Raw genomic sequence first — 12,643 nt, forward strand, 5'->3', positions numbered from 1 at the left:
CCATGCTCTTCCACGTACGCATGGACGTGAAGCTGCCGCTGGACATGGACCCGGCCCGCGCGGCCGAGCTCAAGGCGACCGAGAAGGCACGCTTCCAGGAGCTGCAGCGCAGCGGCCAGTGGCCCCACATCTGGCGCATCGTCGGCCAGTACTCGAACGTGTCGATCTTCGATGTGGACAGCCCGGCGCAGCTGCACGAGCTGCTGCTGTCCCTGCCGCTGTTCCCCTACATGGACATTGCGGTGATGCCGCTGTGCCGCCATCCGTCCTCGCTGCACGAGGACGACCGCTAGAAATTTCGCATTCCCGCGTGCGCTCCCTGGGAGGGAACGTCACAAGGCAGCCTTCGCCACCAAGAGGAGACATCGCATGAGCGTCAGCATCTTCGCCAGCCAGGACGTGCAGGATTTCCTGCGCACTGTGGCCAATCTGGACGGCCAGGACGGCGATGCCCGGACCAAGCAGGTCCTGCACCGCATCCTGTCGGACCTGTTCAAGGCCATCGAGGACCTGGACCTGACCCCGGACGAGATCTGGGCCGGCATCAACTATCTCAACAAGCTCGGCCAGGACAACGAGGCGGCGCTGCTGGCCGCCGGCATCGGCCTGGAGCACTACATCGACATGCGCCTGGACGAGGAGGATCGCCTGGCCGGGATCAGCGGCGGCACGCCGCGCACGATCGAGGGCCCGCTGTACGTGGCCGGCGCCCCGGTCACGGTGCGCAGCGCGCGCATCGACCGCGATCCCGATCCGGACGCCGGCCCACTGCGCATCCACGGCGTGGTGCGCGGCCAGGACGGCGCGCCGCTGGCCGGGGCGCTGGTGGAGTGCTGGCATGCCAATTCCAAAGGCTTCTATTCGCACTTCGATCCGACCGGGGCGCAGACCGAGTTCAACCTGCGCGGCACGGTCAAGACCGGGCCGGACGGGCGCTACGAGTTCCTGACCCGCATGCCGGTGGGCTACGGCTGCCCGCCGCAGGGCGCGACCCAGCAGCTGCTCAACCGTCTGGCGCGGCACGGCAACCGTCCCGCGCACGTGCACTTCTTCGTCAGCGGCGACGATCACCGCAGGCTGACCACGCAGTTCAACATCGACGGCGATCCGCTGCTGTGGGACGACTTCGCCTTCGCCACGCGCGATGGCCTGGTGCCGCCGGTGAAGACCGGCGAGGGCGGCAAGGCGCTGGGCTTCGAGGTCGAGACCTACCAGGACATCGAGTTCGACTTCGACCTGCTGCCGCTGGAAGCGGGCAAGGACGTCCAGGCCGTCCACCGGCTGCGCGCCGCCGCCTGAGCACCACCCGCGGGCGCCGCCGGACGCGCCGCCCGCGCGCCTTTCAAGCCTTCGGCCCCGCGCGCATGCGCGCGGCGCCCTTGCCATCCTCGAACGGGAGGACCCTGCATGTCCGCGATCATCGAACCCACCCACGACGTCGAGCAGCTGCTGGCCACCGCGCTGCAGGACGATCCGCAGGCCGGCGTCTTCCGCTGCCGGCGCGACATCTTCACCGACCCGGAGCTGTTCGAGCTGGAGATGAAGGCCCTGTTCGAGTCGAACTGGGTGTATCTGGCGCACGAGAGCCAGATCCCGAACAACAACGACTACTTCACCACCTACATCGGCCGCCAGCCGGTGGTGATCACCCGCGACAAGACCGGCGAGCTGCACGCGGTGATCAACGCCTGCGCGCACCGCGGCGCGATGCTGTGCCGGCGCAAGCACGGCAACAAGGGCAGCTTCACCTGTCCCTTCCACGGCTGGACCTTCAGCAACACCGGCAAGCTGCTCAAGGTCAAGGACGAGAAGACCACCCAGTATCCACCGCAGTTCGGCGAGGGCGGCTCGCACGATCTCAAGCGCGTGCCGCGCTTCGCCAGCTATCGCGGCTTCCTGTTCGGCAGCCTGTCCGAGGACGTGCTGCCGCTGGAGGAGCATCTGGGCCAGACGCGGGTGATCATCGACCAGATCGTCGATCAGGCGCCCGAGGGCCTGGAGGTGCTGCGCGGCAGCTCGTCCTACATCTACGACGGCAACTGGAAGCTGCAGATGGAGAACGGCGCCGACGGCTATCACGTCAGCTCGGTGCACTGGAACTACTCGGCCACCATGGGCCGGCGCAAGGAGACCGGCACCAAGGCGGTGGACGCCAACGGCTGGAGCAAGAGCATCGGCGGCGTCTACGGTTTCGAGCACGGCCACATCCTGCTGTGGACCCAGTCGCTCAACCCCGAGGTGCGGCCGGTGTGGGCGCACCGCGAGGAGATCGCCCGGCGCGTGGGCGCCGAGCGCGCCGAGTTCATCACCCGGCAGACGCGCAACCTGTGCCTGTATCCCAACGTCTATCTGATGGACCAGTTCTCCACGCAGATCCGCGTGGCCCGCCCGATCAGCGTGGACAAGACCGAGATCACCATCTACTGCTTCGGCGTCAAGGGCGAGAGCGCCGAAGAACGCGCCACACGCATCCGCCAGTACGAGGATTTCTTCAACGTCTCGGGCATGGGCACGGCCGACGACCTGGAGGAATTCCGCGCCTGCCAGCAGGGCTATGCCGGTACGGCGGCCCTGTGGAACGACCTCAGCCGCGGCGCGCCGCTGTGGGTGGAGGGGCCGGACGAGAACGCCAGGAAGATGGGCATGCAGCCGCTGCTGTCCGGCGGCCGCAGCGAGGACGAGGGCCTGTTCGTGCGTCAGCACGCGTACTGGGCGCAGGCCATGCGCCGCGCGCTGGCGCGCCAGGATGATGGAGCGGCCGCGTGAGTCATGACATCGCCACCATCGCGGCCTTCCTGTATCGCGAGGCGCGCCTGCTCGACGATCGCCAGTGGGACGAGTGGCTGACGCTGTACGCCGAGGACGTCACCTACTGGATGCCGGCCTGGGACGACGACGACCGGCTGACCGAGGACCCGCAGTCGCAGATCTCGCTGATCTATTACCCCAGCCGCGACGGCCTGGAAGACCGCGTGTTCCGCATCAAGACCGAGCGCTCCAGCGCGTCCACGCCCGAGCCGCGCACCGGTCACAACACGACCAACATCGAGGTGCTCGCCGAGCGCGGCGACGAGGTGGACGTGCGCTACAACTTCCACACGCTCAACCACCGCTACAAGGTCACCGACCACTTCTTCGGCACCTGCTACGCGACGCTGCGCCGCGAAGGCGGCGGCTATCTGATCGCCGACAAGAAGATCGTGCTGAAGAACGACTACATCCGCCAGGTCATCGACATCTACCACGTCTGAGCCGGGCGCGAAGGAGGACACCATGAGCTACCGCATCGCGTTGAACTTCGAGGACGGCGTCACCCGCTTCATCGACTGCAATCCCGGCGAGAAGGTGCTGGACGCCGCGTTCCGCGCCAAGGTCAACCTGCCGATGGACTGCTCGGACGGCGTGTGCGGCACCTGCAAGTGCCGCGCCGAGGCCGGCGCCTACGACCTGGGCGAGGACTACATCGACGATGCGCTGAGCGCCGACGAGGCCGCCGCCGGCCTGGTGCTGACCTGCCAGATGGTGCCGTCCAGCGACTGCACGATCGCCGTGCCGACGACCTCGGCGGCCTGCAAGACCGGCACCTCCCGCTTCAAGGCTGCGGTGGTGGACGTGGTGCCGCATGCGGACGCCGCGCTGGAACTGAAGCTGGAGGCGCTGGAGGGTGCACCGGCGTTCCTGCCCGGCCAGTACGTCAACATCGCCGTGCCCGGCAGCGGCGGGCAGACGCGCTCGTATTCCTTCAGCTCGCCGCCGGGCTCGGACACGCCGTCGTTCCTGATCAAGCGCGTGCCCGGCGGGCTGATGAGCGGCTACCTGGACAGCGCCAGCCCGGGCAAGGTGCTGGAGCTGACCGGCCCGCTGGGCAGCTTCTACCTGCGCGCGGTGACGCGGCCGGTGCTGATGCTGGCCGGCGGCACCGGCCTGGCGCCCTTCCTGTCGATGCTGGCCCAGCTCGCGCAGACCGGCAGCGCGCATCCTGTGCATCTGATGTATGGCGTCACCCGCGGCGCGGACCTGGTGCTGGTGGAGCAGCTGCAGCGCTTCGCCGAGCGGCTGGACTTCTTCAGCTTCACCACTTGCGTGGTCGATCCCGCCTCGCACCATCCCAAGCTGGGCTACGTCACCGACCATTTGCCGCCCGAGGCGCTGCACGCCGGCGAGGTGGACGTCTACCTGTGCGGCCCGCCGCCGATGGTCGATGCGGTGCGCAACCACTTCAGCGCGGTCGCGCTGACGCCTGCCAACTTCTACTACGAGAAATTCACGCCCAACGCGCCGGCCAGCGCGCCGCAGGACCTGGCCGCGTGAGCGGACGCTTCGCCGGGCAGGTGATGGTGGTGACCGGGGCCGCGCAGGGCATCGGCCAGGGCGTGGCGCAGCGCGCCGCGGCCGAGGGCGCGCAGGTGGTGCTGGTGGACCGCGCGGACTTCGTGGACGAGGTCGCCGCGGCGATCGGGCCGCAGGCGGTGGGCTTCAACGCCGACCTGGAGACCCATGCGGGCGCGCAGGCGGCGATGGACTTCGCCGCGCGCCACTTCGGCGGCATCGACATCCTGGTCAACAACGTCGGCGGCGCGATCCGCATGCGGCCGTACGCGGCCTTCGAGCCGGCGCAGATCGACGCGGAGATCCGCCGCTCGCTGATGCCCACGCTGTACGGCTGCCACGCGGTGCTGCCGCACCTGCTGGCGCGCGGCGGCGGCACCATCGTCAACGTCTCCTCCAACGCCACCCGCGGCATCCACCGCGTGCCGTACTCGGCGGCCAAGGGCGGCATCAATGCGCTGACCCAGTCGCTGGCCATGGAACTGGGGGAACACCACATCCGCGTGGTCGCCACCGCGCCGGGCGGCACCGCCGCGCCGCCGCGCCGGGTGCCGCGCAATGCCGAAGGCGACAGCGCGCAGGAGCAGGCGTGGATGGCGCAGGCGGTCGAGCAGGTCACCGCCTCCACCTTCCTCAAGCGCTACGCGACCGTGGACGAGCAGGTCGCGCCGATCCTGTTCCTGGCCTCGCGCGAGGCCTCCTACATCACCGGCTCGATCCTGCCGGTGGCCGGTGGCGACACCGGCTGAAGCATCGCACGCCAACGACCGCATCCACGCCACGCACGACCTGGGAGGGAACATGCACGCGCACCACACGTACACCACCGGATACCTCATGCCGCCGATCGAGCCCGCGCACGGAGGCCGGCCATGAGCGCATCGGCGCCGCTGCGCATCGGCATTGTCGGCGGTGGCATCGCCGGCGTGGGCCTGGCGCTGGGGCTGGCGCGCCGGTCGCATCTGGAGGTGCGCCTGTTCGAGTCGGCGCGCGCCTTCGGCGAGATCGGCGCCGGCGTGTCCTTCGGCCCCAACGCGGTGCGCGCGATCCAGGGCCTGGGCATGGGCGAGGCCTACGCCGAGCTGGCCGACCGCACGCCGGCGCCGCATGGCGATGTGTGGTTCGAATGGCGGCGCGGCGAGGATGCGCGCCTGCTCGGCGCCACGCGCGCGCCCGGGGTCGGGCAGTCGTCGGTGCATCGCGCCGATTTCCTGGACGCGCTGGCCACGCGCCTGCCGCTGGGGATGACCGCCTTCGACAAGCGCGCGGTCGGCGTGGAGCAGGGCGACGACGCAGCCCGCGTGCACTTCGCCGACGGCAGCCATTACGAGGGCGATCTGCTGATCGCCGCCGACGGCATCAAGTCGGCGCTGCGCGCCGAGGTGCTGCGGCCGCTGGGGCAGGCGCCGGTGGCGCCGCGCTTCACCGGCACCTGCGCCTACCGCGGCATGATCGAGAGCGAGCGGCTGCGCCGGGCCTTCATCGCCGCCGGTGTGGACACGCATCTGGTCGATGTGCCGCAGATGATCCTGGGGCTGGACGCCCACATCCTGACCTTCCCGGTCAAGCAGGGGCGGCTGATCAACGTGGTGGCCTTCGTGTCCGACCGCAGCGATCCGGACCCGCAGTGGCCGCAGGGCCAGCCCTGGGTACGCGAGGCCAGTCGCCGCGAGATGCTCGAGGCCTATGCGCACTGGGGCATCGCCGCGCGCACGCTGCTCGAATGCATCGACGCGCCCACGCATTGGGCGCTGCACGAGGGGGCGCAGCTGTCGCGCTACGTGCACGGCCGCCTGGCGCTGATCGGCGATGCCGCCCACGCCATGCTGCCGCACCAGGGCGCCGGCGCTGGCCAGGGGCTGGAAGACGCCTACTTCTTCGCCCGGCTGCTGTCCGACCCCGCGCTGATGCGGGCGCAGCTGCCGGCGCTGCTGGAGGCCTACAACACGATCCGCAGGCCGCGCGCATGCCGGGTGCAGCGCACCTCGTGGGAGGCCGGCGAGCTCTACGAACTGCGCGATCCCAGGGTCGGCAGCGACGACGCGGCGCTGGGCGCCACGCTGGCCTCGCGCTTCGACTGGATCTGGAACCACGACCTGGACGCCGAGGTGGAACAGGCGCGCCAGGCCATCAACACCGTCGCGGCCTGAGGGGACGCAGGCCGCGACGCCATCAACGCCGCGACGCGCCTGCCCATCGGCAGGCCAGCGCGGTCAACCAGCAGTGTCATCGGTCTTCGCAAGGGAGGAGACATGCACAGCGTCGACGTGAACCAGGCAATCGAACGCGGCCGCTTCGGCCGGCTGCAGTGGACGGTGGTGGCCCTGTGCGGGCTGCTGCTGGTGGTGGATGGCTACGACGTGTTCATCGCCGGCACGGTGCTGCCGACGCTGATCAAGGAATGGGGACTGACCAAGCCCGAGGCCGGCGTGCTGCAGGCCTGGGCGCTGTTCGGGATGATGTTCGGCGCGCTGATCTTCGGCTCGCTGGCCGACCGCTTCGGCCGCAAGAAGGGGGTGGTGATCAGCTTCCTGCTGTTCACCGTGGCCACGCTGCTGACCGGCTTCGCCCAAGACCCGACCCAGTTCAAGGTGGCGCGCTTCTTCGCCGGCATGGGCTGCGGCGGGCTGATGCCCAACGCGGTGGCGCTGGTCAACGAGTACTCGCCCAAGCGGCTGCGCGGCACGATGGTGGCGCTGATGTTCAGCGGCTACTCGGTCGGCGGCATGGTCTCGGCCGGGCTGGGCATCTGGATGATTCCCAACCTGGGCTGGCGCCCGATGTTCTGGATCGCGGTGCTGCCGCTGCTGTTCCTGCCGCTGGTGTGGTGGAAGCTGCCCGAGTCGCTGGGCTTCCTGATCCGGCGGGGCGAGCAGGCGCAGGCGCGCGCCATCCACGCGCGTCTGCCCGGCGCCACGCCGCTGGGGCCACAGGACGTGCTGGTCTACGACGCACCGAGCGGTGCGACGGCGTCGGTGGCCGAGCTGTTCCGCGGCGGCCGCGCGCTGCGCACGCTGATGCTGTGGACGGCGTTCTTCTGCTGCCTGCTGTTGGTCTTCCTGCTCAGCTCGTGGCTGCCCAAGGTCATGCAGGAGGCCGGCTACGCGGAGAAGGCCAGCCTGCTGACGCTGTTCTCGCTCAACTTCGGCGGCATGGTCGGCGCGATCCTGGGCGGGCGCCTGGGCGACCGCTTCGGCCTGCCGCGGGTGGTGGTGGCGTTCTTCGTCGCGGCCACGCTGTCCATCGCGCTGATCGGCTTCAACCTGCCGGTGGTGGCGCTGTTCACGCTGGTCTTCGTCGCCGGCGCGGCCACCATCGGCACGCAGATCCTGCTCTATGCCAGCGTGGCCCAGCTCTACGAGCTGTCGATCCGCTCCACCGGCCTGGGCTGGGCCTCGGGCGTGGGCCGCATCGGCGCGATCGTCGGGCCGACGCTGGGCGGCGTACTGCTAGCCAGGGAGCTGCCGCTGCAGCAGAACTTCCTGATCTTCGCCATCCCTGCGGCGGTGGCCACGCTGGCGACCCTGGTCTACGCGCTGGCCAGCCAGCCGGCGGCCGCCGCGCCCCGCGTGGCCGTGGCCGACGCGCCCTGACCATGCGCGCGGCGCTGCGCCAGCTCGGTCGCGATGCCTCCCTGTCGGCGGTCCTGGCCGGGATGGTGGCCACGCTGATCTCCTTCGCCGGGCCGCTGGTGATCGTGGTCCAGGCCGCGGCCGGGCTGCCGGCGCCGCTGCTGGCCTCGTGGGTCTGGGCCATCTGCATCGGCAGCGGCGTGCTGGGGATCGTGCTGAGCCTGCGCCATCGCGTGCCGGTGGTGATCGCCTGGTCGATTCCCGGCTCGGTGCTGCTGGTCAGCCTGTTGCCCACGGTCGACTACGCGGTGGCGATCGGCGCCTACCTGGTGGCCAGCGCGCTGCTGCTGGTCATCGGGCTGTCCGGCGCCTTCGACCGGATCGTGGCGCGGCTGCCGCCGGCGATCACCGCGGCGATGCTGGCCGGGGTGCTGTTCGGCTTCGCCACCAAGGCCTTCGTCGGCATGGCCGCGCAGGTGTGGCTGGTGCTGGCGATGTTCGCGGCGTTCTTCATCGGCCGGCGCTGGTTCGCGCCTTATGCGGTGATGGCGGTGCTGGTCACCGGCGTGCTGGTGGCGGCGCTGTGCGGGCAGCTGCAGGGGCCACTGCCGACGCTGACGTTGACCGCGCCGGTGTGGGTCGCGCCGCGCTTCGAGTGGCAGGCCATCGTCGGCCTGGGCCTGCCGCTGCTGGTGGTGGCGCTGACCGGGCAGTTCCTGCCGGGTATCGCCGTGCTGCGCACGGCCGGCTATGCGCGGCCGGCGGCCAGCACGCTGCTGGTGTGGTCGGGCGCGGCCTCGGCGCTGCTGGCGCCGTTCGGCTGCCATGGCCTCAACCCCGGCGCGGTCACCGCCGCGCTGTGCACCGGACCGGAGGCGCATCCGCGCGCCGAGCGGCGCTACGTGGCCGGGGTCTCGGGCGCGCTGGCCTACCTGCTGCTGGGCAGCGTCGCCGGCACCGTGGTGGCGCTGTTCTCCACCTTGCCCAAGGAGCTGGTCGCCACGCTGGCCGGGCTGGCGCTGTTTCCGAGCATCGCCCACGCGCTCAGCACCGCGCTGGCCGCGCCGCGCGAGCGCGACGCGGCGCTGGTGACCTTCATCGTCGGCGCCTCGGGCATGTCGCTGCTGGGGCTGGGCGCGGCCTTCTGGAGCCTGGTGTTCGGCCTGGCCGCGCATCTGCTGCTGGCGTGGCGGCGCCCGCGTCTGCTGGTGGGCGTCGAACAGCCGCGCTGAGCCCACCGCACGTTGTCTTGGCCCGTCCCGTTCCGTGCGCGGCGCGACGGGGACGTCTTGCCGCACGCCTGTCATCGCGCGTCCGCTGCCGGGTCGCGCCCGTGCTTCATCACACCTGGTTTGGGGAGAACCACATGCCGTCATCCATCGTCACGCCGCGTCGCGCCACTCTGGCCTGCGCGCTCGCTCTTGCCCTCTGCGCGCCGGGCCTGGCCAGGCGCAGGACACCACCGATGCGCGCCAGGACGCGCGCATCGCCCAGCTGGAAAGCGAAGTCCTCGCGCTCAAGCAGATGGTCGAGCAGCAGCAGACCCAGTTGGTCGATGCCCGCACCCGCCTGGCGGAGGCCACCGCGCCAGGCGCACCGCCGCTCAAGGGGCCAGGCGTGCAGGCCAGCGGCGCGCTGCCGCCGGCGCTGACCTCGGCCACCGCGGCCGGCACCGTGGCCCCGGCCACCGCGCCGGGCAAGGCGCCGATCCAGAACACCGCCCTCGTCGCCGGCGGCGACAGCCACTTCAGCTTCGGCGGCTTCATCAAGCTGGACATGCTCTCGACCTGGACCAGCGATGGCCCGATCGCCGACAGCACGCCGGGGCGGCTGTTCTACTTCCCGGCGGCCACGCCGGTGGATGCCGGCCCCGGCAAGCAGTACGCCGACTTCCATGCGCAGTTCTCGCGGGTGTGGTTCGGCGTGGACCGCGTCACCGACGCCGGCGACAAGCTCAAGGGCTATGTCGAGTTCGACTTCTTCGGCGGCGGCAACAACAACGTGGGCAACGAGAAGTTCTCCAACGGCTATCCGCCCACGCTGCGCCACGCCTACGTGCAGTGGAACCACTGGCTGGCCGGCCAGACCTGGACCAATCTGATGGACCTGGGCTCGCTGCCGGAGACGGTGGACTTCGTCGGCATCGTCGACGGCACGCTGTTCGCGCGCCAGGCGCAGATCCGCTACACCACCGGCAACTGGTCCTTCTCGCTGGAGAACCCGCAGACCTGGTACCAGAACCGCAGCCCGACCCAGGTCAGCTCCGGCGAGAACGATCTGCCCGACCTCACCGCGCGCTGGACGACCAAGGGCGACTGGGGCCACTTCACCGTGGCGGCGCTGGCCCGGCAGCTGCGCACGGCCGACGACAGCACCTCCGGCTTCGGCCTGAGCGTGGCCGGCTCGATCAAGGCCGGGCCGAAGGACCTGCTGCAGTACACGGTCAGCGGCGGGCCCGGGCTGGGGCGTTACATCGGCTTCGGCCTGATCCCCGATGGCTACATCGACACCGCCGGCCGGATCAAGGCGCAGGACGGCTATGCGGGCTTCGCCGCGTGGCGCCACAACTGGACCGCCAACCTGCGCAGCACGCTGGCCTATTCGGCCGCCTACATCGCCGTGGACGAGCGGGCGGTCGGCGTGCAGGCCACCGAGCGCACCCAGTCCTGGCGCGTGAACCTGATCTACTCGCCGTTCCCGCGGCTGGACGTGGGCGCCGAGCTGAGCTGGGCGCGGCGCGATCTGGGCAACGATGCCGAGGGCGAACTGGGCCGCGTGCAGACCACGGTCAAGTACACGTTCTGAGCACGCGCGGGCCGGTGGTGGCCGATGCCGCGAACAGGGTGGCGCGCCGCTATCACAGCGCGCCACCGATGCTTACCTGCACATCGAACGAGGCGCCGCCGTCATGGCGGTCGCCGCGTCGATGGCGCCGGCTTAGCGCGGTCGATGCTTGCCGCGCGGCTTGGCAGGCCCGGGCAGGGTGAGCCGGTAGACCAGCACGCGGTTGTCGTTGTCGAAGGCCGAATCGCAGCCGTGGCCCTGCATCACGCAGCGGCGGGCGATGAAGTCGTTGTCGTTGCCGACCAGCAGCAGCCAGTCGTCCGGTCGCGCCGGGTCCAGCGCCGGCAGCAGCGCCATGGATTCCCACTTCTCCGACATCAGGCCGGGGTGTGGGCCCGCGGCGACGTCGAGGTCCAGGCCGACCTGCGCCAGCCGGTCCGGGTCGAGCAGGTTGATCAGCTCGGTCCAGCGCATGGGCTTGATGCCGGGCTTGAGCGCCGTGGACGCGGGCGAGGCCAGCAGCGAGGTGTCGCCGCGCTCGTAGCGCGAGCCGGCCAGATTGCTGGCCCCGGCGGTATCGACCAGCAGGATCGACTTGTAGACGACCGGCTCGGGCTTGTCCGCGCCCAGCCCGGCGCCGTCGCGGGCCAGCAGCAGGAAGCGGCTGTCGTCCAGCACGCGCAGTTCGCTCTGCGCCGCGGTGCGGTCGGCGGGCTTGCCGTTGCCCTTGTGCGTGTAGATCGGCAGCTGCACCACGTAGTGGCCGATCGGCCGCTTCGGCAGTGCGTGCCCGGAGACGTCGTAGACCAGCACGCGCGTGTCGCGGCGGCCGGCGTGTTCGCCTGCGGCGGTGTCCTGCACCAGCGCGCTCTGCAGCGCCACGAACAGGCGCGTGCCATCGGGCGACAGGCCCAGGCCCTCGATGCCCTGGTTGTTGCGACGCCCGTGCTGCGGCGCCTGCAGCGAGCCGAACGCGGGCAGCCCGTCGCGGCGCGGCGCGATCGCCGGCGGCGGCTCGATCACCCCGCGCAGGCGGCCGGCCGGGTCGAAGTAATAGACGTTGGCCGTGTACTCGTCGCCGATGTAGAAGTGCCCGTCGGCGGTGAACTGCAGCGACTCGGCATCGAGCGAGATCCTGCCCGCGCCCGGTCCGCTGGCCGGTGAGGGCAGGGTGAAGCCACCCTGCACCACGGTGTGCGCGCCGGGGTCGGCACCGGTGAAGGGCTGGCCTTCGAAGTCGCGCAGCGTCAGCCCGCCATCGGGCACCAGGGTCAGCGTCTCGCCGGCTGGCTGGCCCGCGCGCGGCAGGCGCAGCGTCATGCGCAGGCGTTCGAGCCGGCTGGCGTAGTCGTAGAACAGGCCGGCGTCCGGATCGTTGCGGCCGCGGTCGGGCAGGGTCCACAGCACGCCCTCGTAGCCATCGCGCGTATGCCGCCACTGGCCGGCCTGCACGCCCAGCGAGGAGAACGACCCCAGCGTGTCGCCCATGAAGTCCAGGGTGCCGGCCGGCACGCGCCCGGCGGCAACCAGGCCTTGATCGACATACGTCCTGCCGTCGAACTGCACCGCATGCGGCGGCGGTGTGGTGGCCAGGTGCGGCGTGGTGAAGCCCGCCGTGCTGGCCGCGGCCGCCAGCAGCCAGGGCGCCAGACTCATGCGCGCACCCGCGTGCGGGAGCAGGACGTTGCGTGGACTGCGGAACAACAGCGGAATGCAGGCATGGCAGGATCGGAAGAAGAAGAGGGCAGCGAGGCGGCCACGGCCGCACGGCGCGAGCGTAGCAGCCGCCCGCGCCGTGCCGCATGACCGCAGCGCCCTGGCCGCGACGCGTCGGCGCACAGTAAAACGCCCCGGCAGAGAGAGGGGCCGGGGCGTCTTGGGGATTGGCTCGCGCGATCTTGGGAGCCTTGCGGCTTCCGCGACGCGGAAAGGATCGCGCACCAACTGCCGGAGTTTTG

11 protein-coding genes are annotated in these 12,643 nt (G+C 70.8%); 10 read left to right on the top strand and 1 reads right to left on the bottom strand.

Features of this window, described 5'->3' with window-relative positions:
- The first annotated feature begins 2 nt into the window (after positions 1–2).
- From catC to ACFJIT_RS01945, 10 genes are all read left to right on the top strand, one after another.
- Entirely contained in the window at positions 3–293 is a 291-nt protein-coding gene (gene catC / locus ACFJIT_RS01900) for a muconolactone Delta-isomerase (protein WP_379654857.1), read from the top strand.
- A 76-nt stretch (positions 294–369) separates the two neighbouring features.
- Positions 370–1,299: a catechol 1,2-dioxygenase gene (gene catA / locus ACFJIT_RS01905; protein WP_379654858.1), complete on the top strand. Its 930-nt coding sequence runs from the start codon at positions 370–372 to the stop codon at positions 1,297–1,299.
- A gap of 108 nt (positions 1,300–1,407) precedes the next feature.
- Positions 1,408–2,766 carry a Rieske 2Fe-2S domain-containing protein gene (locus tag ACFJIT_RS01910; RefSeq protein WP_131659026.1) on the top strand — a complete coding sequence of 453 codons (1,359 nt, stop codon included), beginning with the start codon at positions 1,408–1,410 and terminating at the stop codon, positions 2,764–2,766.
- On the top strand, positions 2,763–3,251 hold the full coding sequence (gene benB, locus ACFJIT_RS01915; protein WP_130561874.1) for a benzoate 1,2-dioxygenase small subunit: 489 nt from the start codon (positions 2,763–2,765) through the stop codon (positions 3,249–3,251). Before ACFJIT_RS01910 ends, benB begins: the two co-directional genes overlap by 4 nt.
- A 22-nt stretch (positions 3,252–3,273) precedes the next feature.
- The gene (gene benC, locus ACFJIT_RS01920) at positions 3,274–4,311 is read left to right on the top strand and encodes a benzoate 1,2-dioxygenase electron transfer component BenC (protein ID WP_379654859.1); all 1,038 of its coding nucleotides are present in this window, start codon (positions 3,274–3,276) and stop codon (positions 4,309–4,311) included.
- Entirely contained in the window at positions 4,308–5,078 is a 771-nt protein-coding gene (benD, locus tag ACFJIT_RS01925) for a benzoate diol dehydrogenase BenD (RefSeq protein ID WP_130528353.1), read from the top strand. The genes benC and benD overlap by 4 nt, the downstream gene beginning before the upstream one ends.
- A 123-nt stretch (positions 5,079–5,201) precedes the next feature.
- The gene (salA, locus tag ACFJIT_RS01930) at positions 5,202–6,479 is read left to right on the top strand and encodes a salicylate 1-monooxygenase (protein ID WP_379654860.1); all 1,278 of its coding nucleotides are present in this window, start codon (positions 5,202–5,204) and stop codon (positions 6,477–6,479) included.
- Positions 6,480–6,581: 102 nt separating this feature from the next.
- Positions 6,582–7,922: an MFS transporter gene (locus ACFJIT_RS01935; RefSeq protein WP_379654861.1), complete on the top strand. Its 1,341-nt coding sequence runs from the start codon at positions 6,582–6,584 to the stop codon at positions 7,920–7,922.
- Positions 7,923–7,924: 2 nt separating this feature from the next.
- Positions 7,925–9,133: a benzoate/H(+) symporter BenE family transporter gene (locus ACFJIT_RS01940; protein ID WP_379654862.1), complete on the top strand. Its 1,209-nt coding sequence runs from the start codon at positions 7,925–7,927 to the stop codon at positions 9,131–9,133.
- Positions 9,134–9,425: 292 nt separating this feature from the next.
- A complete protein-coding gene (locus ACFJIT_RS01945; RefSeq protein ID WP_379654863.1) occupies positions 9,426–10,706 on the top strand; it encodes a DcaP family trimeric outer membrane transporter in 1,281 nt (426 codons plus the stop codon).
- Positions 10,707–10,838: 132 nt separating this feature from the next.
- On the opposite strand, the gene ACFJIT_RS01950 is transcribed toward ACFJIT_RS01945, so the two are convergent.
- Positions 10,839–12,341, bottom strand: coding sequence for an esterase-like activity of phytase family protein (locus ACFJIT_RS01950; RefSeq protein ID WP_379654864.1), 1,503 nt, complete (start codon positions 12,339–12,341; stop codon positions 10,839–10,841).
- Between the last annotated feature and the right edge of the window lie 302 nt (positions 12,342–12,643).

This window comes from Pseudoxanthomonas sp. UC19_8, from assembly GCF_042700505.1.
Classification (GTDB): Bacteria; Pseudomonadota; Gammaproteobacteria; order Xanthomonadales; family Xanthomonadaceae; genus Pseudoxanthomonas_A; species Pseudoxanthomonas_A winnipegensis.

Coding starts and splice junctions, on each gene's coding strand:
- catC (WP_379654857.1), top strand. CDS start 3: ATGCTCTTCCACGTACGCATGGACGTGAAGCTGCCGCTGGACATGGAC.
- catA (WP_379654858.1), top strand. CDS start 370: ATGAGCGTCAGCATCTTCGCCAGCCAGGACGTGCAGGATTTCCTGCGC.
- ACFJIT_RS01910 (WP_131659026.1), top strand. CDS start 1,408: ATGTCCGCGATCATCGAACCCACCCACGACGTCGAGCAGCTGCTGGCC.
- benC (WP_379654859.1), top strand. CDS start 3,274: ATGAGCTACCGCATCGCGTTGAACTTCGAGGACGGCGTCACCCGCTTC.
- salA (WP_379654860.1), top strand. CDS start 5,202: ATGAGCGCATCGGCGCCGCTGCGCATCGGCATTGTCGGCGGTGGCATC.
- ACFJIT_RS01935 (WP_379654861.1), top strand. CDS start 6,582: ATGCACAGCGTCGACGTGAACCAGGCAATCGAACGCGGCCGCTTCGGC.
- ACFJIT_RS01940 (WP_379654862.1), top strand. CDS start 7,925: ATGCGCGCGGCGCTGCGCCAGCTCGGTCGCGATGCCTCCCTGTCGGCG.
- ACFJIT_RS01945 (WP_379654863.1), top strand. CDS start 9,426: ATGGTCGAGCAGCAGCAGACCCAGTTGGTCGATGCCCGCACCCGCCTG.
- ACFJIT_RS01950 (WP_379654864.1), bottom strand. CDS start 12,341: ATGAGTCTGGCGCCCTGGCTGCTGGCGGCCGCGGCCAGCACGGCGGGC.